The organism is Thermosipho sp. 1074 (genome assembly GCF_001999655.1).
Classification (GTDB): Bacteria; Thermotogota; Thermotogae; order Thermotogales; family Fervidobacteriaceae; genus Thermosipho; species Thermosipho affectus.
Genome location: NZ_LBEX01000018.1, coordinates 293,172 through 315,357, shown reverse-complemented (window position 1 = coordinate 315,357; position 22,186 = coordinate 293,172). Strand labels below are relative to the sequence as shown.

The following is a 22,186-nucleotide window of genomic DNA, read 5'->3' as shown; positions in this document are numbered from 1 at the left end:
ACTACACCTCCACCTTATTTATTACTCCATATACTACTCCACTTTTTCTAGAAACATACTCTTCATCAAAATATTTCCTTATTTCCTTGTACAAATTATCTTTTTTTAGAGTCTTAATTACCACTTTTTTCTTTGAAATCCTCAACATTTCTTCTAAATCATCCTTTGTCAGAGGCTCATACAAAGCAAAGGAGCGCAAAGGATTTAACGAATTACTCTCATATATTGGATTTTCAAACATAGGATCACAGTATACCACATCAAACGCTCGATCTTCTACTTTTCGAATAAAATCTTTATAATTTTCGTTTAATAATTCTATTTTTTCTTTTGACTTATTTATCCATTCTTCCTCAGAAACATAATTTGAAAGTCCCCACTTTACTACTCTATATATATGCACTGATCCTTCCGTTGCAATTACTTTTTTTGCATAATTTGCAATTAGAAGCGCATCCGATCCCAAACCACAAGTTGCATCATATACTACATCATTTTCACTTGGATTAATAGATTCTATTAAGTAATCTCTTTCTCCATGCCTTATATTTTCCATTCTAATTTTTGCAATTCCTTGATGAAAAAAAAACTCCCCATCCCTCCATTTTATACTCAACATCTTTTTTTTATCTATAACATAATAAAAATCAATCAAACCTTTTTTTAAATATTTCGGCAAATGATTTCTATTTAAATACCTTACATCGTATTCTGTGGCAAGTTTTTTTGCAATTTCTATAAGCTCCTTACTTGGATTATACGACGTTGTCACTACAAAATTCATTCCTTTTCCCTGCCCTCTTTTAAATTTTTCAGATTATCGTACAAATTCAACATCTTTTCGTATTTTTTCTTTGTTTCTTCATACTCAGATTTTACCTTCTTATACTCTTTGAAATTAACATTATACCTTATTATAGAAGTAACAACATTCACAATTAAAAAAAGCAATAAAAATCCCACAAAGCTTATGTAAAAATATTTAAAAAAATCTTTTTTTCTATTTTTTTTCACTAAGACCACCCCTTATGGAAAAGAAAAAACTTGGACCTCATCGTAAACGTCTTTTAATATAATTTTATTTTCAATATTTTCATTTTTTAATATAGAATAATACTTCTTATTATCAGGTGTTACATAATAAATTTTTTCTTTTTCATCTGTCTCAACAAATTTAATTTCAAACGCAGGATCTATATTTAACTTTACACCAGTACCTTCATCTTCTAAATAAATTATAAAATACAAATTGTTTGTTTTTGATAAATCCAAATTCTCGTTAAATTGTGCAGTTAAAGTATAAGTTTTTTCATAGATTCCATCGATTAAAGTATAGATAACTTCAACGTCCATATTAATACTTGAAATGTTCTTTTCAACGGTAACCATTGGTTTTATTAAAATTCCTGAAGAAATCACATTTTTTTCCATCTCTTCGCCATTTAATGTAATTTTTACATTAACACTCTTTATATTATCCAACACAAAATCATCTTCGGAAATACCAAGTTTTTCTAAAAAAATACGTTTTAAATTATCTGAATAAAATGCCTGAAAATAAGCATTCAAATTAATAATTTGCTTATTTGTAGTATTAGGCAATATCTTATCCAACGTCAACGCACAACTTGATAAAAGAAAAAACATAATTACTAAAACTATTTGAAATTTATATTTGTAACTATTACCACGTATCCATCTTCCTCTTGACAATCTACCTTCACCCTTTCAACAGGTACATTAAATTTAGCCGAAATAACCCTAATAACCTCTTTTTTTATTTCCTCAGAGTTTTTTTCAAAAACATCTTGTGGAATCTTTTGAATAATTTCCCTTCTCCTACTCATCATATTATCCAATCTTTTTAATGCCTCTTCTCTCGAATTCTTCTTTTCATGTTTTTTAAAAATATCCAGTATCCACATAGACTTCACCTCTTTTTAAAGAAAGAAAAAAACTTTGCTAAAAAATTACTTGCAGAAGGAAGATCACTTTCTAATGGAATTTCTTCTCCCTTTAACCGTCTTACTATGTTTACAAAATTCTTAGAAATACCATATTCACTTTCCAACACAACTGGCATTCCCCTATTTGTTGAAATAATAACATCATCAGATTCAGGAATAACACCAATTAACTCAATTGCAAGTGCTTTTTGGACATCCATTTCAGATAACATTTCTCCTTTACGAGCCATATTAACTTTAAACTTATTTAATATTAGTATTATATTCTTGTCATCAAAACCGTTGTTTTCCAATAATCCTATCACCCTATCGGCATCTGAAATAGCCGGCAATTCTGGTGTTGTAACAATTATCGCAAAATTTGCCGGGGCAATTGCATTTCTAAATCCCCTTTCGATTCCAGCAGGCGAATCAATCAATATGTAATCAAAATCTCCATTTAATTCTTCAACTATCTTTATCATATCCTCAGGTGTAATCATCTCTTTTGTTGCAATTTGTGAAGCTGGAAGTAAAAAAAGATTTTTCAAATTTTTGTGTCTTACTAAAGCATCCTTAGGTGAAACATTACCATTTACCACATCTAAAATGGTATATATTATCCTATTTTCAAGTCCTAACACGACATCTAAATTTTTTAAACCTACATCTGCATCTATAAGACATACTCTATTTCCATCTTTTGCCAATGCACATCCTAAATTTGCCGTTACCGTTGTTTTTCCAACCCCACCCTTTCCCGAAGTTAACACATAAACTTTTGCCATAAAACCACCTCTACTTCTTATTCCGGTTTTTTGCAAAATAAATTAACTCACTTTCAATAAATAAATCGATATCTCCATCCATAACAGCATCTATATTTCCAGTTTCAATATTTGTTCTGTGATCCTTTACCATAGTATAAGGTTGAAAGACATATGATCTAATTTGATTTCCCCATGAAATATCTTTTAACTCACCTTGTATTTCCTCAAGTTGTTTTTGCCTTTTTTCAAGTTCTAATTGATATAGTCTAGCTTTTAACACTTTCATTGCCGTTTCTTTATTCTGCAATTGAGATCTCTCTGTCTGACAAGTCACGACAATTCCCGTTGGTATATGGGTAATTCTCACAGCAGATTCCGTCTTATTTACATACTGTCCACCTGCACCTGATGCCCTATACGTATCTATTCTCAAATCTTCTGGATTAATATCAATGTCAATATCATCTTCTATCTCCGGCATTACATTCACAGATGCAAAAGACGTATGACGTCTTTTGTTTGCATCAAATGGGGAAATTCTCACCAATCTATGAACTCCTCTTTCATACTTTAAATAACCATAAGCATACTCACCCTTTATGTAAAGTGTTGCACTTTTTATCCCCGCCTCTTCACCTGGTTGATAATCAACAACCTGCACATTAAATCCTCTTCTTTCTGCCCACCTCATATACATTCTAAGCAACATAGATGCCCAGTCTTGAGACTCCGTTCCACCCGCACCAGGATGAATTGTCAAATACGCATTACTTGCATCAAATTTTTCGTTTAATATCAACTCAAGTTCAAAAATTTTAACCTTCTTTTCTATTTCCTCAATCAATTGTTTTACAGTCTCCCAAAAAGTTACATCTTCTTCTACAAGTTCCAATCCGGCTTCTAAATCTTCCATTTTATTTTCTATATCTTTCATATCTTCTATTATCTTTCTTATTCTTTGCGCTTTTTGAGAAATTTCCTTTGCTTTTTTTTGATCACTCCAAAAATCCGAAGCTCCCATTAAACTTTCCAATTCTTTAAGTTCTTCCAATTTATCTTGTGGGTGAAATACCTTTACAATATCTTCGTATTTTTTCTTAACTTCATCTATTCTTTGTTTTAATTCATAATCGATCATATAAACCCTCCTCTATTTTAAAATCACATAAACTATTCCGGAAAATATCACAAAAAGACTTAAAATAGTAATTTCTTTTAGATAAGTGTATTTTTCCATATTTATTTTTACATTAGTATCCTTCATTACTTTTTCACTTTCATTATATGCAGTTACCACAACCAAATATTCACCTGTCTTCTTAATTCCGTTCCATTTGAAAATATTCTCACCAGGTACTCCAGAAAACCTATAACTCTCCACCTTTTCATTTTCGCTGAAAATATCAATGGTAATAGTTGCAAATGTTGTTAAAAAAATCTCCAAATCCCATTTATCTCTGTACCAATCACCATTAGGTGAAAATTCATCATAACTATTTCTCAGATACAAATCTAAATTTTTCTTGTGAAAATTTAATTCAACAGGCACTTTTTCTTTAAAACTAATCAAAATATCCTTTTCAATAACCTTGTATCCTGGTGATAAAAACTTCAATTTATGTGCACCAATTGGAATTTTAAGTTCATCTTTCTTGTCTTTAAATACTCCATAAAAAGCATTATCAAGATAAACATTTACCGGATAAACATTTGAAAAAATCACAATACTTCCCGCTTTTTGGGGACGAATTTTTAAAATTACCCCATTTGCACTAATAAACACATTTTTTGATACTACCATATAACTATCCGATTTAATTTCAACAAAATGATAACCTTCACGTCCAAAAGATATTTCCAACTGTCCAAAAACATCCGTTTGTCCAATATAGTCACCATCTATATACACATCTAAAAATGGTTCGGTAATTAAAATCAATGTGTAAGGTTCAACATCATAATTTCCAAACATTATCCCAAAATTTATAGAAAACTCTGAAAATATCATTAAACCAAATACTAGAAAAACACAAATTAAAGTCTTTCTCATTTCAATCGCTTCCTTTCTGAGTTTCAATAAAAGCTATTATTTCCGCAACTGCAACATACAATTTTTCTGGGATTTCATGTAACACTTCTAATTTATACAATTCACTAACAAGCTTCGGAGATTTAACAATAGCGACTCCACTTTTTTCTGCAATATCTATAATTCTTTGTGCTATCTCTTCCTTTCCCTTTGCAATAACAAAAGGTATATAATCCGTATCTGGATTATACTTCAGTGCAACGGCAATCTTTTTCCTAAACGTAAACTCCTCCTTTAAATCCTTCAAATTTAATAAAAACATTCTTAAAATATTTACTCAATCTACTCTTTAATTCTTCTACATTTTCTATCACCGAAGATGTACTCAAAGAAATTTGCTCACCATTTACATATCCAACTATCACTTCTTTTTCGTAAAAAATTTCAAATTTTTCAGACACCCTATCAAAAAATACCTTAATATCGCCAAAAGAGCGTAATCCATATCTTCCTGACAGTGCGTTTAAATACACCTCAAATTCCAAATTTTCTTCATCCTTCATATTACTTTTAAAATACTTTTCAAACCTCTCCAAAAAATTCCTATTAATTTTTATCCTTCTTTCCAATTCTTCAAATATAACGGAAAGTCTTTCGATAAATCTAGGATCATCTGTGATTCTATTTGCTAAAAATATATACTTTATAGGTGGTAAACAACTCTTAGGACCTAATAAAATCTTTCCTTCATAATCCCCTTGTCCTATTTTTTTTACTTCAATTCTCAATCCTTTTGGAATCTTTTTATTTGATTTTAATACTAACTCACCCTTTTTGGTTTTTAATTTTACCAAATTTTTGTAAGAATCTGAAACTATTCCGTACATTACTTTTCACCTTAAAAATTCCCAGAGGCAAAGAGCTCAGAAAGCACACTGTGAATTTCAGAATCATACCTCATTGTTCTATAAAAAGCTTTCAATGCAAATATCCTTCTCTTTTGAAGTGGTACATCCCCACATTCTTCAAGACTTTTTATAACTTTCCCATAATCATCAGGATCAGAAATTACAACAACATCTCTATAATTCTTCGCAGATGCTCTTAATAATGCAACTCCTCCTATATCTATATTTTCAATTAGCTTTTCTTCATTTCTAGTTCTCTTTGCAACTTCCTCAAAAGGATATAAGTTCACTACTACCATATCAATAGGCATAATATCATTCTTTGCCAAATCATTCAAATGTTCTTTGTTATCAAACCTCGCCAAAATAGCACCAAAAATCTTTGGATGAAGAGTTTTTACCCTCCCCCCCAAAATCTCTGGAAAACCGGTTATTTCAGAAACTTTTTTAACAGATATGCCATTTTCTTCCAAAAGCTTTGCAGTTCCACCAGTACTTATTATTTCAACACCAAACTCCCTTAATTTTTTTGAAAATTCGACAATCCCTCTCTTGTCTGAAACACTAATTAAAGCCCTTTTAATATTCATTTTCTACACTCCCCCTTTTTATTTTAACATATTTTTACTTTCTAACTAATATAGCAACTGATTCTGTATGATATGTTTGTGGGAACATATCAAATAACCTTATACTTTTTAACTTGTACTTTTCTAATAAAATACTTAAATCCCTTGAAAAGGTAGTGGGGTTACAGGAAATGTAAGCAATTTTTTCAGGATTACGTTTTAAAATTTCCAATACCAAGCCCTTTTCCAACCCACTCCTTGGTGGATCTAAAACCAAAACATCAAAATTTCTGTTATATTCCTTCAAAAATTCATAGGCATCTGATTCAACAAATCTTATATTTCTGACATTATTTATATTAGCGTTTGCCCTTCCTGCCTTTACCGAAACATGATTTGATTCTACAGAAATTACAAATTTTGATAAAAGAGCTAACCTTATCGAAAAAGTTCCAAGACCACTAAAGAGATCTAAAACTACCTCATTATCTTTTAAATCTAATTGTTTTGTTAAATACTCCATCATTTTTTCCGTTATATAGTAATTATTTTGAAAAAAAGCGGTAGGTGGGATCTGAAATTTTTCCCAACTAAAATCGTATGTAATTACTCCCTCACCTTTTAAAATACGGTAAGGTCCTCTCAACACGACTTTATCGTTGCTGTTCATCACATGTACCACTGATTTCAGCAAAGGTACTTTTTTAGCTAAAATTGCCGCGATTTTTTTACCATCTTTAAAAAATTCCGTTTTAGTCACGAAAATTACCATCAATTCACCATTAGGAGAATATCTTATAACCACATTTTTCAATGTACCTCTTTTGCCATCATATACATCAACCTTAAACATTTCCAAAACTTCAGGAATAAGCTTTAACAAATCATTGACTGGCTTTGGAGCAATTAAACAACTTTTTATCTCTATTATTCTATTCGAATTTTTCATTTTCAAACCAAGTTTTCTATCCTTTGTAATAGAAAACTCCATCTTTAACCTGTATCCGTACTCCTGATTGCTTTGTTCAACACCAATATCATCCAACTCTACTTTTGAAATTCTAAAAAGCTGTTCAAGAAAAACCTGTTTTTTTAATTCTATTTGTTTTTCATATCTTAAATCCAAAAAGTTACAACCACCACATCTTTTAAAATATGGACATTTTACAGCTCTTCTTTCAGGAACACGTTCTAAAACATTTAATACCCTGGCAATCGCATAGTCATTTTTATCCTTTAACACCTTAACCTCAACAAGTTCACCCGGATACGCATTTTCAACAAACACAACCTTCCCACCTGGCAATTTTCCAATTCCACTTCCACCATATGCCATTTTTTCAATATATACCATTTCTCCCATAATTAAAACCTCCAAAATCAAAATATTCCAATACTCGGGGCATTTTCTTTAAAATCCCATCCCAAGAATTTTTCATCAAATTCTACGATATAAAACAATACAGAAAACTTTTCTACATCTTCAAAATCAAAGTTCCCATCATTATTAAAATTAAAACATGATGAAAATTCAAACATCCAATGGTGTAACTTTTTTAAAAAGGTTAATTTTAAATCTTTAACCCTTTCTTCGTTAAAATCATAATTTACCTCAAATTTCAAACCTGGATCAAAAGATTTTAAAGCTAAATTTAAGTACAAATTATCCAACTTGTAGGTTATTCCAAATGAATCCTTTCCCTTCTTTAAATTATACTTTATAGAATAAACAGAATGTTTTGTAATATCATTTTTTACGTAATTAAATTCCAAGATATTTAACATATCATTTAATTTAAAACTCCCCTTAAAATATGCATTTTTTATATAATTTTCTTCTACAGATTGTAATAAACGACCCTTTAACTTTTGAAAAGTGATAAAATGTGTTATTTCCTTAATTGGAACGTTATCATTGTGATAATATTTAAAAATAAGGCTATACTTTAATGAAAATTTAGAATTAAAGTAATTAACTTTCACAGTAGTAGGTAAAAGCTTTTGTGTCCCAAAGTCGTATTCGGAACTAAAACTCATAGAAAAATACTTTCCTAAAAAATACTTTAATGAAATTTTATCATTCAAACTCCTTTTTTCTAAAAAATCATATCCTTGAATTAATGAAAAAGTCATATAATTTCCCTTAACAGATATATCCAAATTAAATTTGTTGTACCCTTCTCTTTCTGACCTGAAACTTTTTTTGTACGAATATTTTGGTTGGATCTCTAAAACTTTTAATTTTAGCTTTGAACTTAATTCATATATATCACTTAATTCTAAATTTAAATAATATTTATCAGTAAGTGCATTATAGTAATTTAACTCAAAAGAATATTTAAACTTTGAATCCAAAAACTCACTCTTGTACTCAAATGGTAATTTAAAAGAATGACTAACCCTGCTTATATAATTATCGTCTCTTAAACTTCCACTAAACCTTGTAGTGTACAATTTATCTTTAAAATAAAAATCGAAAATTCCCGTTTCTGAAATTGTAAAAGTCGAATTTGCAATTTCCTTTTTCATTTGCGTATTAAAATTCACATTATTGATATGAAAATTAAAAAAATATAACTTTTCATCTATATTTTTGACTGAAAAAAAATTATTAAGTACTATACTATTAACGTTTAAGATTAAACCTATATCATACCAAAAACTTTTTCCTTTAAAATTCAAACCAAACTTTTTACTCCATGTATTATAATTTAAAAGTCCATTGTAATAAAAGGGATAAAACTGGAACTTTAGGTTAGTATATTTTTCATCCCATCTGGTAATATAATTAAAATTTCTAAAATTTAAAGTCAGATATTGTTTCTTATAGTCCACATATAAAATGCTTCTTTTCTCATCTTGTATCTCGAAAATCAAATTTGAGCTTTCACCCGTCTCTAATTTTGTACTCAAAAGATAATTATCAACATACATATTATATTCTTGCTTAGTAGATAAATTAAAACCATTATCTAAAGAAAAGGAAAAAGAAAAAGGTGATTTATAATTTTTATCCAAATTCCAAAAATAAATTGGATATGGGAAAACGGGAAAATTTAATATTAACAAAACAGAATTTTCCGCAACTAAATATTTTCCCTCGTAAATATAAACGTCCAACGATTCCACCTTGTAATGTGGTTCTTTAAGCTCACAAGTTGTTACATACGCTTCATTTAACAAAACCATACTTGAATTATCCGTAAAATTTTCCGCACCAAAATATAAATCTATTTTCTTTTCTTTTGATTTATACTTTTCTATTCCTCTTACCTTTAAAGCATAGGAATTTTTTTCAGAAAAAAAATACTTTACATACCGTGCGTTATACTTTTTTCCTTCCTTAACATATTGCACATTTCCATATGCTTCTATTACCTTTGCCTTTAAATTTTCCACAAAAATAGTTGCTTCATCAGATATTAAAAGATTCTCATCCCAACTTATATGCACATTACCCATTGCATAAACTGATCCTTCATTATAAATCAAACTAGAAGCTTCCATATTCACAGTTTCTGAAAACATATTTCCAGAAATAAATGCTACGAAAAACAACACCAAGAACTTTGAGAATAATTCTCTAATTTTGTAAGCAAAAGGTGTGTCAAGCAAAAAAAACAAAAATACACCAACAGTTGCAAAAATTAAATTCGGGAACCAAGCTGCTAAAACGGGCTCCATTAGATTTTCCTTCCCCATTGCGGAAATCCAAGCACCAGAACCTTGGTACAACACAACAATAGAAAAGGTAAAAATAACACTCCAAGACTTACTTTTTAATCCAAACAATAAAGACAACGGAACACCAAGGATGGCTATTATAAAAGGGCCAATTGAATTTGCATACCTACTATGTAATTCCACAATCCACGGAGCAGGATCAATACCCAACTTTTTAAAAGTTCTTATTTTATTTTTTAATTCTTCACCTGTCATATCTCTAGGCGACTTTCCAAACCTCATAAGACTTTCCAAATCTTCTTTTAAATTCAACTTTATCTTTGAAAAATTAACATCTAATTTCAAAAAACCATCATTATCGGTAATATACATTCTACCATTGATTAAAAACCACTTTGAGTCTTCCTTTATAACTTTTTGCGCGGTAATTATTCTCTCTTCATTTTTTACATTTTGAAAAAGAACAACATTGTATAAAATGCCGTTAGACTGATCATATCTCTTAACAAAAAAATATTGAGAATCATCTATCTTAGTTAAGACATTTTCCCTAATGGAAATTTCTGGCTTTTTGTAAACATACCTAGATATAGTTTCCATAGCCTTATGATTAAAAGATGGAACTACTTGATCATTTAAATAAAATGCAAAAATACCAAATAAAATTGATAACATGAAAAAAGGATATACTAATTTTCGAGAGGGAATACCATGAACAAGTAGCGCTGTAATCTCCTTAGAATTGTATAACTGAGATAAAACCCAGAAAATGGAAAATAAAACCCCTACTGGAATTCCCATAGAGACAAAATACGGCAAGTTATAATATACAAGCTCAAAAAGCTTTAATATACTAACTCTATGTCTAACAATAATATCAGAGAGTTGATACAAAAGCTCAACACTTGCAAACAAAACAAAAGCCCCAACTCCCATTAAAAAAGGACCTATTGAAAGTTTTGAAACATACTTTGTTAAAACCTTCAAGCTTTATCCTCCAAAGACTCGATAGTATGCAATTTATCCTCGTAACATTTATATTGTCTACCGGTAATTATATACGATGTTGTTTCTACAATTTTTGTAGCAAGATCCGCTATTTCTTCTATTCTTTGTGATATCTCTAATAATATCAATGCCCTTTTTACATATTTTGAATCTTCCATCATATAAACCATTAATTCTTTTCTAATATCTTCAAAGAAATTATCTATTTCCGCATCCTTTTCACAAATCGATTCTGCTCCAGATACATTTTGATCTGCAAACATTCTCATACTCTCTCTTAACATAATTAAAGAAATTTTAGTCATTTCTGGAATCGTGATCAACGGTTTTAACTGCGGTTCTTTAATAAGTTCTAAAACTTTTTTTGCAATATCAAGTGTTTTTTCCGCAATCTCTTGAAAATAGCTTGAAATAACAAAGCTTCCCGTAACCATTCTCAGCTCTCTAGACATAGGCATCATGGTAGATAATATTATTAAAGCCTTCTCCCTTATTTTCATATCCATTACATTGATATCATTCTCATTTTTTAAAGCACTAAATGCTGCATCTTTATCCCTTTCCTTCAAAGCATTCAACACTTGATTTAACAAAGACTCAATTAACCATCCTTCTTTCAAAACCATTTTCTTCAAATCTTCCACATGTTCTTTTAATATCCAATCCATACCAACCACCCTACAAAAATTTTTTACCGTACCCCAACTTTTCCTTTATAGATTTTGAAAAATCATAATCCTTTGGTCTTAAAATTATTATCTTTTTCTTCGACTTTTTTATCTTAACTTCACTTACTTTACCAAATCCCATTCCATCTAAAACAAGATTTGACTTCTGATTTAACTTAATTAACACTTCCTCACTATCTGGTATAATAATACTTCGTGATGCCAAAAATTGTGGAGCAACTGGTGTAATTACAAAAGAACTCACATTTGGGAGCAAAATAGGTCCTCCCAATGATAATGAATACCCAGTTGAACCGGTTGGAGTACTAACTATAAGCCCATCCGCGTGAAAGTAAAAGCTACCATCTTGAAAAAAAACTTGTATATCCAACATCTTTTGAGTAGGATCCTTTATCAACAAAAGTTCATTTAAACTGTAAAACTTTTCAACTTTCAAAAAAAATCTTCTATCCTTTACAAAATTATTTTCCTTTAAATCAAACAAAAATTTTTCAAAATCTTCCAACGTATAACTGGATAAAAATCCCAATCGCCCACCTTTAAATCCTACTAATGGATTTTTTACTTTATGCGCCGCTTTCAAAAATGTTCCATCTCCACCTAAGACCAACGTCAAATCCACTTCAATATTTAGCAATTTCTCATTACAATAAACAACATCAAATCCTTCAAAAAGAAGATCTTTCTTAAATTTTTCGGCAATATCCTTTAACGTAGGTTTATAAAATATTCCTATAGTTTTCATTTCAACATATACCCCAAATCTATAATACTCTGTATTAAAAATCTATCCAAAAACACCAATATTACTATACTTATTAACGGCGAAATATCCACAGGTCCAATTCTTGGAATTAATCTTCTTACAGGTTTTTCCACAATATCGGCAATTGCTTGAAAATAATAATATATCCTTGAAGGTAATGGAAACCAACTTAAAATAGCAGAGATAATAACAAAAAACATCTCAATATCTATTAAAATTCGCAAAGCTACCCCCAATCCTATCAAAAAATTACCTAAAATAAACATTATTTCAACCTCCCATTTCTTTCTCCAAAAATCTTACTACCAATTCTTAATATAGTCGCACCTTCTTCAATGGCAATTAGATAATCATTTGACATCCCCATTGAAAGTTCCTTAATCTCTGGAAATTTTTTAAGGAGTTTTTCTTTTAAAAACTTTGCACTCCTAAATACACGCCTTATAGCCTCAACATCATTAGTAAAAGGGGCCATAGTCATTAAACCAATAATCTTTACATTTTCAAATTCATATGCCTTTTTTATAAAATCTTCTACTTCTTCACTTCTTAATCCTGCTTTGGTTGTTTCACCTGATAAATTCACCTGTACTAAAACCTTTTGAACCTTGTTAAATTTCGTGCTTAATTTATTGATTTCTTTTATTTCCTCTAATCTTGTAACAGAATGGATTAATTCTGCTATCGGGACTATGTATTTTAATTTATTTAACTGTATTCTTCCAATAAAATGCCACTCTATATCATAATCTTTCAAAATTTTCGATTTATCGCGTAATTCTTGCGCGTAGTTTTCACCAAATATCCTAACTCCAATTTCATACGCATTTTTAATTACATCTACTGGAAAAGTCTTGCTCACCGCAACAAGTTTTATTTCATCCTTTCTTCCAACTTCCAACATTTTACTATTTATGCTATTTACTACTACCTCATATCTTTCCTTTAATTCATTACTCATCAAAAAGCCCCCTTTTTACATTTATTCCCAGATGTTTATACGCTTTTTGTGTAGCTATTCTTCCCCTGTGAGTACGTGCAATAAATCCACTTTGCAAAAGGTAAGGTTCATAAACTTCTGAAATACTATCTTCTGAGATACCAACAGATGCAGCTAGTGATTTCACACCAACTGGTCCTCCATTATACACCTCTATTATTGTTTTTAAAATTCTTCTATCAAGCTCATCTAATCCTTCTTCATCTATTCCCAAAAGTTCCATTATTTCTCCAACCATATGCATATCTATTGTAACTTTTCCACGTATTGTACTCATATCTCTGACCCTTCTTAAAAGTCTTAGAGCTATTCTAGGAGTTCCCCTTGATCTTCTTGCAAGCAAAATTGCAGCATCTTTTTTAATCTCAACATTTAACACTGAAGCCGCTCTTTCAATTATCTTGCTTAATTCCTCTATTGAATAAAAATCCAATTCCATTATTAAACCAAATCTATTACGCAAAGGGGCACTTAACAAACCACTACGCGTTGTTGCACCAACCAAAGTAAAAGGTTGTAAATCTATCCGTATTGACCTAGCAGAAGGACCCTTCCCTATTAAAATATCAATCTGAAAATCCTCCATTGCCGTATACAAAATTTCTTCGACAGATTTATTCATTCTGTGTATTTCATCAATAAACAAAACATCACTATATTCTAAATTAGTAAGTATTGCAGCCACATCCCCTTGTTTTTCAAGTATTGGTCCACTTGTAACATGTATATTAGTTCCAAGTTCATTTGAAATTATATGTGCTAATGTAGTCTTTCCAAGCCCAGGAGGTCCCACTAACAAAACGTGGTCAAGTGCCTCACTTCTCATCTTTGATGCTTTTATCGCAAGTCCTAGTCTTTTTTTTATATTTTCTTGCCCAATATACTCATTTAATTTTTGTGGTCGTATTGTTTGTACATCATTTGGCATCTTTTCCGGATCAATTATCCTTTCAGAAATAATCACACCTCCTTATTGAAATGATACCATAAAAATTTGTATTAACAAATACCATTTTGGTATATAATATACTTGACAAGTTAAAAAAATTGTGTTTAATCTTTAATGTAATTAATCTGTTAAGGAGGGATAAAATGAAGAGAGAAGAACTTTTAAGACAAGTAAGTAAAATTTTAGCCGAAAAGCTTGACGTTCCCATTGAAGATATAGATGAATCTTCTAATATAATCGACGATCTGGGTGCAGATTCACTTGATGTAGTCGACCTTGTAATGATTTTAGAAGATGAGTATGGCGTAAAGATAGAAGACGATGAACTTGAAAGAATTGTCACAATCGAAGACCTTTTAAATATTCTTGAACCCAAATTAAAAGACAGAGAGGATTAACATGAAATCAATTAGTAAATGTTTAACTTGCCATGTCGAGCAAGCACAAAGGATACTTGATAAATTTGTTTCTTCAGAACAAGAAAAATTTGAATTTCTAAAAGAAATTCTAAAAGAGCTCTCCAAAACAAGGTTTGGATTAAAGCCTATTGAAATTGCGGAATTTTTATACAAAAAACTTGAAGAGTTATTAGATAAAGAAGATTTATACAAAACAGAAAAGGAAAAGTCAAATAAAATTGCGCTATCCTTGTACGAAAATTTTAAGTTTAAAGTACTTGATTGTGCGGATCCATTGTATGAAGCAGCCAAGCTTGCAGTATCCGGAAATTTAATCGATTTTGGCGCTTTAAGTAACTCTCCCGAGGAACTATTTGATAGAATTAACGAAATTTGGCAACAACCATTCTCGATTGATGATTTCGAACTCTTTAAAAGCAATATCTCAAATTCTAATACATTGCTTTATATCGCTGATAATACAGGAGAAATAGTTTTTGATATGTTATTTATTGAAATTTTAAAAGAATTTCATCCTAAATTAAACATATCAGTTGCGCTAAAAGGACATCCTATTATTAACGACGCAACTGTCGAGGACGGTTATGCCATTGGGTTAAATAAGTTTGCTACATTAATAAATACCGAATTAAAAACAGCAGGAACTTGTCTAGAAAAATCCTCACAATTGTTTAGGGAAGCATTTTTCATGCACGATATTGTAATTGCAAAAGGACAAGGAAATTTTGAAGGTTTGTCTGAAGTTTCCAGAAAAAACCTTTATTTTGCCCTCGTTGCAAAATGCCAAGTTATATCCGATTACATAGGAGTAGAAAAAGGCTCTAAAATATTTATGAATTCAAAAAGAATTCACCAAGTCTGATTACTATAGAATCATATATATCTTCTTTGGAGCCTCTTGGAATTATTGAGGCTCCGAAGTTTTTATCTATTTTTTCTGGCACAACTATACTAAACCCATCTATTTTACAATTCTTAACTACATCCATTTTAAAATATTTTGTATCAATCCTATCAAAAAATAAATCTTTAAATTTAACAGATTTTGCAACTTCTAAAGCTTTTTTTAAGTGTGTCTCTCTAGGTCTACCCCAATCGTATATTCTATATGTAAGGTCTGATGATTGTTGAACTTCAATCACCGTTGAGTTGGGACCAAGTGCATGGATTATCCCTGCTGGGATATTAACAAAAGTCCCTTTTTTTACTTTTAAAATTTTTAAAATGCCCTGCCAATTTCCTTCTTTTACGGCTCTTGGTATAAGTGATGGTTCTTCACAAATTGCTATTTCTCCATCACTTAAAAAATACCACGCTTCATTTTTTCCCCAAGGTTCATTTTCCACAATCTTTGCATATTCATCGTCGGGATGAACTTGAAGAGAAAGCCAATCAGAAGTGGAAATAAGTTTTACCAAAAGTGGGAATCTTTCAAATCTTTCTCCACACAAACTCTCTGAAATCTCATTAATATCTTTTCCATCTACTAACGTTGTAAAAAGTGGATGCCCGGAAACTAACCAAATTTCACCAATTTTTCCTTCTTTTATTCCAAAGATCTCATTTATCTTTTTATTTCCCCAAATCTGGTTTCTAAATTGCGGTCTAACTTTTATCATTCACTATAACCTCCTACAACCACTTTTCCTTCTGAAAGTTTCAAAATAACCTTAGGCATTCCTTTATTAATATAATACTTTATTCCTTGTATAGAAACTTCTACACCTGGATGTACAATCCTTTTTATAACTATCCTAGCATTTACCTTAGTTTTGTTTATTTTTTCTTCTATTTCATGAAACCTTTTTGTGTTTTTTTCAAGTTGCTCTTTGATTACCATCAAAGTATTAGAGGTCTTCAAAAATAATTTCTTTTTATCTTCAGGTATTTTTACACCTTTTTCCTTTAGTATTTTATACTGCTTTAATATTTGCAATAATTTTTCTGCATTTTGTTTATCAAGCATTATTTGAGTTTTTAATAAATTTCTTTCTTCGATAAGTTCAGGTAAAATTCCCACCTCAAGATGTGTAGGAGTTGCAATTTCTGAACCTGCTTCTTCAACTACAATTTCAAATTCAGCTACATAATCTCCTCCAACTATTACCCCTTTTCCATTTTCTGAAGTAATCGATTTTCTGGCTTTCACTTTACAATTACTCAATTGTTCATTAAAGACAACCACTCCAGCTTCAATAGTGGCATTTTCCGCAAATTTTATCTTCAAAGTACCTTTACATTTTACAATACCTTTTTCACGTCCTTTAATACCTGTCGCAGTAATATTCCCTTCTAACGAAATTACAGTAGCTGCTTCGATTAATCCTCCAACTTCAATATCTCCTTTTGCCCTTACAACAAATCCTGATTTAACATCTCCTTTAACTATAACAGTTCCGGGAAAATCAATATTTCCAACGGAATAATCCACATTACCATCTATTTCCAAAGTCTCTTCAACATCTATAAAATTCGTATCATTGTCTACTTTTAAAATCCCATCAACTTTTGCATATATTTCATCATCAATTTTTTCAACATTTTTCCCTAACTTAAGCTCAATTTCTTTTCCATTTTTTCCCAAAACAGGTTCTCCTAAAACATTTATTCCATCTTCCCCTTTAGTAGGTGGGAAAATTGAAGCTATTTTTTGCCCCTTCTTAACAATAATCCTTCTGTGTGTTGGAAACTCCCTAAAATCCACTTTATCACTTTTATTTTCCACACCTTTTTCGAAATCTACAAATTCTATACTTCCATCTAATCCAATACCAGCTGGTTTTCCAAAGGCAACTTTTATAGGTACATTAAATTCTGGATTTTCACATATTCTATTTATTACATCAGTATCAATTCCAAAAACTACCCCATTTTCCTTTAATGCATCCATTATATCTTTTTGATTAACTTTTTCATTATCTGAAGTTTCTTCAAGTATAACACTAGCACTCATTTTATCTTCAGAAATCTTCACATTTATTAACATAAATCCCCCCCTCTTACTTTGTAAATACCACTACCAATGATAAAACGGAAATAACCACAGAAACAATGGAAACAATTTGAAGAGTATTAATTTTATTTTCCGCTTCTAGGATCTTATCCGTCATTACGTTTAAAACTTTTTCAGATTCACCTTTGTATTTTTTTAAGTCTTCCACATCATTGGAAATCTTTGAAATATTGTCTAAAGCAATCTTTTTATTTTCTATTTCAGATAATTTCGCCTCAAATTCTTTGATTTTCTGATCATATACATCAAATTTCCCGAAAGAATCCTCCAAATTTTGTATCCTTACTTCCAATTGTTGGTACCTATTTTCAATAATCCCAAATTTATTTACCACATTTCTAACCGTTAAAATATCTATACCTTCCAACCTTTGTCTTAAAGTATCCAAATCACCAGAAAAAGACTTTAAATCAGATAACATAGTGTATAATTCATTAATTTTTGTTTCCATTTCCGAAATCTTAGATAGTTTTTCAAAATCACTAGGTTTTAAATCTCCTAATTTATTATACAAATCTTCAATAGCCGTTATTTTTTTTGAAAGCTGCGAAACCATTAGATTCAAATTAGTTACATCAGAAGGTATATTCCCCAATTGCTCGTTTAATTTTGAAAACTTTGCCAAATTTCTCGCCTGTTCTTCTAAAAAATTAGTCTTTAACTCATCTAGTTCGGTATTCAAAATATTTACTTTTTTTTCAAGTTCTCCAATTTTTTCAATAGACGCAATTTTTTCATCAAACTTTTTTATCTGAGTATTGAATATTTCAGATATCATAGAAATTTGTGCAGAAAGTGTGTTTAAATCTTCCTTTTTTGCATATTCTTTATCTAAATTATTTAACTTTTCATAAATTTTTTCAATTGCTCCTTCGGATAAAACAGTTTCAGATGCTTTTTTTACAAAACGTTCTATCTCTTCAAACCTCATCTTTGTTTTGGAAAAAGAATCTTCAAGTAGCGACATCCTTTTATCTACTCCATTTAAAGCTGCTTTATATGTTTTTAAATCTTCGTTAATATTTAAAAGAACATTTTCTAATTCAGATAACTTATCCAAACTGTATTTTTGTATAACGGTATACAATATTTTTGCAATATCAAGTCTTGTAATAAGCAATGAAGGTTTAAAATTACCATTAATATCTAATTCCATTATTTGGTTTCTAACCAAAAATTCAACTGCAGAATATTCTGGCACAATTGGAGACAAATCCGTTATAGTTATCTCAGCAGAAAACGCTATACTGAGAAATAATATTAAACCTAATACTAATTTTTTCATTTAATCCCCTCCAAACACCTCATTTAATATGCCATTTTGAATTATCACTTTATTTTCAGACACAATAATACCTTCTTTTTGAAATCTAAACTTATGCATCCCCTTTGGCAAAACCAAAAAATAAATGGGAGTTCTACCAATAAACTTATCATCAACATAAACATCTAATTTATCCTTAGAATAGACATTTACTACACAATGTTCTTCATCATCAATAATCAAGTTATTTACAACTGTAAAATTTGTAGAATCATCATCTGAAATAAAGGTTAAAATCTCACCAAATCTTGCATTTATAATCGCTGGAGAGTTATACCTTATCCCCTTATATTCTACTGCACCCTCTCTACCTAAAATTATACTATAACTTTCTGGCATCTTTTCAATAGATCCATCTGTAAAACCATACCACTCCCTGTTTTTTCCTACTATCTTTGTAAAATACAACCTTTTTGCAACAAAAAGATTAGATGCTTTTATACCGTCAAGAAATACCAATAAATTTTCGTTTATTTTTGAAATTACATTTCTCTTTAAATTATAAACATAAGTATTATTTCCAGACTTTAAATTTATTTTCTTTTTTAACTCCTTATAACCTTCGCTTCTAATTGTAATTTCATAATCTCCTGGCATTACTTTAAAATTTGCTGGGCTTACCTTTGAAATGCTGTTAAAAATAATTTCGGCATTTTCTGGAAAACCATAAACGTAAAGCTTGGAAAATTTCGTCTCATCTACGTTAAACTCATATTCTTCTGCATTTGGAACATCTATTTCTTGTTTCAATTTAACAAATTCGGGATCTAGTAATTCTAAAACATATTTTCCAGGTAAAATTTCCAATTCTGTAGGAATAGTTAAATATTTTCCATTAAAAATCACATTTAACTTTTCAGAAGCATTAATCCTCAATTTGACAAATCTTTTAAGTTTTACGTTTATTTTCTCAATTTTTGAAGCTCCCACATGCAAATTTAAAGTTTTCGAAATAAACCCTTCCTTTTCCAAGTGAATTTCCAAAAAACCAGCCGGAACTTCAAAAACAGAAGGTGATAAACCGTAAAATTTACCGTTGATATAAACCTTGACATTTTCAGGATCTGTGGTTATTTCAACGTAAGAAGGCAATGATAATGAAACATTTAAAGTGCTTTCTGTTGAAACCAGTGTTTCATATATTGAATAACCGGGTTTAACAATCTTTAATTTTCCTGGATACGTCAAATTGGAAATCTTTAAAACACCATTTAACGGAACAACATCAATTAATTTATCATTCCAATACACCATTGCGCTTGGCTCAGTTATAATTACCAACTCAGAAAAAAACATACTTGTAAAAAGTAAAATCAAAATAACAAAAGTTTTTCTCATAACTATCACCCGTAATCTTTCATTGATTCATTCAATTTCACCAAAAGAACAATAAGCTGTTTCTTGGACTTATCATCAAAATCCTCTATTACTTTTTCCACAAATTCTATCCTTTTTAAAATAACCTTATCAATTACCGCTTTACCTTTTTCTGTTAAGTCCACAGTAATAACCCTTTTATCATCATTTTTTCTCTTTCTTTCTGCAAAACCTTCAGCTTCCAATCTTGAGACTAAACCTGTAGTTGTACTTTTAGCTATTCCTAACATTTTACTTAAATCTGTCATTGTTTTTTCACCGGTAAAATAAAGCTTTTGCATCAAATCAAATTGCGCAGGAGTTATAGGAAAATCCTTTAATACTTCTCTTCCTTTTATTTTAATTCTAAAACAAATCTCCCTCAAAAGATTTTCAACATTTTTCGACACAATTTCACCTCTTTGAAACTAATTCTTTGTACGCTAGATATGTTTCAAATAAATCAATCTTTGACACAATTTCATACGGTGAATGCATACTTAATAATCCTGGACCCATATCAATAACATTAAAACCTTCTTGAGCCAAAAATTTTGCAACTGTTCCTCCACCACCTACTCCAATTCTTCCCAAAGTTCCAACTTGCCACCTTATTTTTGCACTGTTTAATACTCTTCTTACGTGCAACAATGTTTCCGCATGTGCTTCACTTGCACCAGCTTTACCGCGTACTCCAGTATACTTTACTACAACAACTCCATTCCCAATCTTTGGAGCGTTGAATTTATCATGTACGTCTTTAAAGTTGGGATTTATTAATGCGGCAACATCTGCAGAAACAACAAAAGAATTTTCAAATAATTCATCTAATGCAAATTCTACATCGCTTTCTCCCTTGGCTTTTAAAATACTTCTAAAAAATTTCTTGTAAAACCTTGCTTTGGCACCTGCATTACCCTCACTTCCAATTTCTTCCCTATCAAATAAAATAACCGCTGCAGATTTTTCCAATTTTTTTGCGTCAATCAATGCCATAATAGCTTGATATGAACAAATTCTATCATCTTGCCCATATGCCGCAATCATACTTCTATCAAATCCCACTTCTCTTGACTTAATTGCAGGAACAACTTCAATATCAGCGCTTACAAAATCTTCTTCCTCAATATCGTACTTTTCCTTTAAAATCTTTAATATATTTTTCTTTATTGCATCTTTCTCAGAACCATCTAAAGGAATAGATCCAACGATTAAATTCATTTTTTCTCCCTGAAATTTTTCACTTACTTTTTTATCTTCCTTATCTAAATGTGGTAATAAGTCAGCAAATAAAAACACAGGATCTTCTTCACTTAAACCTATATTTATATCAATTTTTGTACCATCTAATTTATAAACCACTCCAACAAGTGCTAAAGGAATATTGTACCATTGGTAAAGCTTTACTCCTCCATAGTAATGTGTCTTTAACATTGCAATAGATTCGTCCTCAAATAATGGATTAGGTTTAAGATCAAAACGCGGCGCATCAATATGAGCAGCTATAATGTTAAATCCATCCCTTGGTTCACCGACAATTCTTGCGGCAACCAAAGACTTGTTTGCATTGATATAGTATATTTTTTCTTCATTTCCAGTATATTTTTCCAATGGTATAAATCCATTTTTAAGAAGCATTTTTTCAAAAAATTCCACCGCAAGTCTTTCGGTTACAGCAGTATCTATAAATTCTCTATAACTTTTTCCAAAACTTTCTACCTCGTTAATATCCCTCAATTTCCAAAGATTTTTCATA

The 22,186-nt window shown here is 30.3% G+C and carries 25 protein-coding genes; 2 read left to right on the top strand and 23 right to left on the bottom strand.

The genetic code is table 11. The annotated features are described in order from the left end of the window. Position 1 precedes the first annotated feature (1 nt). The 17 genes from XO08_RS08425 to ruvB are packed head-to-tail and all read right to left on the bottom strand — an operon-like array spanning position 2 to position 14,297. Complete coding sequence (locus tag XO08_RS08425) at positions 2–784, bottom strand: class I SAM-dependent methyltransferase (protein ID WP_077288012.1); 783 nt, start codon at positions 782–784, stop codon at positions 2–4. Further along, complete coding sequence (locus XO08_RS08420; RefSeq protein ID WP_075666504.1) at positions 781–1,014, bottom strand: hypothetical protein; 234 nt, start codon at positions 1,012–1,014, stop codon at positions 781–783. Before XO08_RS08420 ends, XO08_RS08425 begins: the two co-directional genes overlap by 4 nt. A gap of 12 nt (positions 1,015–1,026) precedes the next feature. Further along, positions 1,027–1,713, bottom strand: coding sequence for a hypothetical protein (locus XO08_RS08415; RefSeq protein WP_077288011.1), 687 nt, complete (start codon positions 1,711–1,713; stop codon positions 1,027–1,029). Next, positions 1,659–1,925 carry a trigger factor gene (locus tag XO08_RS08410; protein WP_077288010.1) on the bottom strand — a complete coding sequence of 89 codons (267 nt, stop codon included), beginning with the start codon at positions 1,923–1,925 and terminating at the stop codon, positions 1,659–1,661. Before XO08_RS08410 ends, XO08_RS08415 begins: the two co-directional genes overlap by 55 nt. A gap of 5 nt (positions 1,926–1,930) precedes the next feature. Next, positions 1,931–2,734 carry a septum site-determining protein MinD gene (minD, locus tag XO08_RS08405; RefSeq protein ID WP_077288009.1) on the bottom strand — a complete coding sequence of 268 codons (804 nt, stop codon included), beginning with the start codon at positions 2,732–2,734 and terminating at the stop codon, positions 1,931–1,933. A gap of 10 nt (positions 2,735–2,744) precedes the next feature. Further along, positions 2,745–3,854, bottom strand: a complete 1,110-nt coding sequence (gene prfB / locus XO08_RS08400) for a peptide chain release factor 2 (RefSeq protein ID WP_077198682.1) — start codon at positions 3,852–3,854, stop codon at positions 2,745–2,747. Between the two features lie 12 nt (positions 3,855–3,866). Beyond that, positions 3,867–4,766 (bottom strand): PEGA domain-containing protein, encoded by a 900-nt coding sequence (locus XO08_RS08395; RefSeq protein WP_075666499.1) that lies wholly within the window; start codon positions 4,764–4,766, stop codon positions 3,867–3,869. Position 4,767: 1 nt separating this feature from the next. Next, positions 4,768–5,052: an EscU/YscU/HrcU family type III secretion system export apparatus switch protein gene (locus XO08_RS08390; protein WP_232218184.1), complete on the bottom strand. Its 285-nt coding sequence runs from the start codon at positions 5,050–5,052 to the stop codon at positions 4,768–4,770. Then, positions 5,021–5,632: a hypothetical protein gene (locus XO08_RS08385; protein WP_075666497.1), complete on the bottom strand. Its 612-nt coding sequence runs from the start codon at positions 5,630–5,632 to the stop codon at positions 5,021–5,023. Before XO08_RS08385 ends, XO08_RS08390 begins: the two co-directional genes overlap by 32 nt. An 11-nt stretch (positions 5,633–5,643) precedes the next feature. Then, positions 5,644–6,243 carry an IMP cyclohydrolase gene (locus XO08_RS08380; protein WP_075666496.1) on the bottom strand — a complete coding sequence of 200 codons (600 nt, stop codon included), beginning with the start codon at positions 6,241–6,243 and terminating at the stop codon, positions 5,644–5,646. A 34-nt stretch (positions 6,244–6,277) separates the two neighbouring features. After that, entirely contained in the window at positions 6,278–7,585 is a 1,308-nt protein-coding gene (rlmD, locus tag XO08_RS08375) for a 23S rRNA (uracil(1939)-C(5))-methyltransferase RlmD (protein WP_077288008.1), read from the bottom strand. Between the two features lie 17 nt (positions 7,586–7,602). Further along, entirely contained in the window at positions 7,603–10,893 is a 3,291-nt protein-coding gene (locus XO08_RS08370; protein WP_077288007.1) for a YjgP/YjgQ family permease, read from the bottom strand. Next, positions 10,890–11,582 (bottom strand): PhoU domain-containing protein, encoded by a 693-nt coding sequence (locus tag XO08_RS08365; protein WP_075666493.1) that lies wholly within the window; start codon positions 11,580–11,582, stop codon positions 10,890–10,892. Before XO08_RS08365 ends, XO08_RS08370 begins: the two co-directional genes overlap by 4 nt. 10 nt (positions 11,583–11,592) lie before the next feature. Then, positions 11,593–12,348 (bottom strand): NAD(+) kinase, encoded by a 756-nt coding sequence (locus XO08_RS08360; protein WP_075666492.1) that lies wholly within the window; start codon positions 12,346–12,348, stop codon positions 11,593–11,595. Next, positions 12,345–12,635 carry a YggT family protein gene (locus XO08_RS08355; RefSeq protein WP_075666491.1) on the bottom strand — a complete coding sequence of 97 codons (291 nt, stop codon included), beginning with the start codon at positions 12,633–12,635 and terminating at the stop codon, positions 12,345–12,347. Before XO08_RS08355 ends, XO08_RS08360 begins: the two co-directional genes overlap by 4 nt. Then, a complete protein-coding gene (locus tag XO08_RS08350) occupies positions 12,635–13,330 on the bottom strand; it encodes a YggS family pyridoxal phosphate-dependent enzyme (protein ID WP_075666490.1) in 696 nt (231 codons plus the stop codon). Before XO08_RS08350 ends, XO08_RS08355 begins: the two co-directional genes overlap by 1 nt. Further along, positions 13,323–14,297: a Holliday junction branch migration DNA helicase RuvB gene (gene ruvB, locus XO08_RS08345; RefSeq protein WP_075666749.1), complete on the bottom strand. Its 975-nt coding sequence runs from the start codon at positions 14,295–14,297 to the stop codon at positions 13,323–13,325. The genes XO08_RS08350 and ruvB overlap by 8 nt, the downstream gene beginning before the upstream one ends. 164 nt (positions 14,298–14,461) lie before the next feature. Here ruvB and XO08_RS08340 point away from each other — a divergent pair, with 164 nt between their 5' ends. Together XO08_RS08340 and XO08_RS08335 are read left to right on the top strand one after the other, a co-directional pair. Next, complete coding sequence (locus tag XO08_RS08340) at positions 14,462–14,716, top strand: acyl carrier protein (RefSeq protein ID WP_075666489.1); 255 nt, start codon at positions 14,462–14,464, stop codon at positions 14,714–14,716. A 1-nt stretch (position 14,717) separates the two neighbouring features. Then, positions 14,718–15,599, top strand: a complete 882-nt coding sequence (locus XO08_RS08335; protein ID WP_075666488.1) for a DUF89 domain-containing protein — start codon at positions 14,718–14,720, stop codon at positions 15,597–15,599. On the opposite strand, the gene XO08_RS08330 is transcribed toward XO08_RS08335, so the two are convergent. The 6 genes from XO08_RS08330 to XO08_RS08305 are packed head-to-tail and all read right to left on the bottom strand — an operon-like array spanning position 15,568 to position 22,185. Continuing rightward, the gene (locus XO08_RS08330) at positions 15,568–16,356 is read right to left on the bottom strand and encodes a type I phosphomannose isomerase catalytic subunit (RefSeq protein ID WP_075666487.1); all 789 of its coding nucleotides are present in this window, start codon (positions 16,354–16,356) and stop codon (positions 15,568–15,570) included. The genes XO08_RS08335 and XO08_RS08330 overlap by 32 nt on opposite strands. After that, on the bottom strand, positions 16,353–17,723 hold the full coding sequence (locus XO08_RS08325; RefSeq protein WP_077288005.1) for a DUF342 domain-containing protein: 1,371 nt from the start codon (positions 17,721–17,723) through the stop codon (positions 16,353–16,355). Before XO08_RS08325 ends, XO08_RS08330 begins: the two co-directional genes overlap by 4 nt. 13 nt (positions 17,724–17,736) lie before the next feature. Then, positions 17,737–19,035 carry an S-layer homology domain-containing protein gene (locus XO08_RS08320; protein ID WP_075666485.1) on the bottom strand — a complete coding sequence of 433 codons (1,299 nt, stop codon included), beginning with the start codon at positions 19,033–19,035 and terminating at the stop codon, positions 17,737–17,739. Continuing rightward, positions 19,036–20,412, bottom strand: coding sequence for a PEGA domain-containing protein (locus tag XO08_RS08315; RefSeq protein ID WP_077288004.1), 1,377 nt, complete (start codon positions 20,410–20,412; stop codon positions 19,036–19,038). Between the two features lie 5 nt (positions 20,413–20,417). Beyond that, positions 20,418–20,840, bottom strand: a complete 423-nt coding sequence (locus XO08_RS08310) for a MarR family winged helix-turn-helix transcriptional regulator (RefSeq protein WP_077288003.1) — start codon at positions 20,838–20,840, stop codon at positions 20,418–20,420. A 4-nt stretch (positions 20,841–20,844) separates the two neighbouring features. After that, a complete protein-coding gene (locus tag XO08_RS08305; RefSeq protein ID WP_077288002.1) occupies positions 20,845–22,185 on the bottom strand; it encodes an aminopeptidase in 1,341 nt (446 codons plus the stop codon). Position 22,186 lies beyond the last annotated feature (1 nt).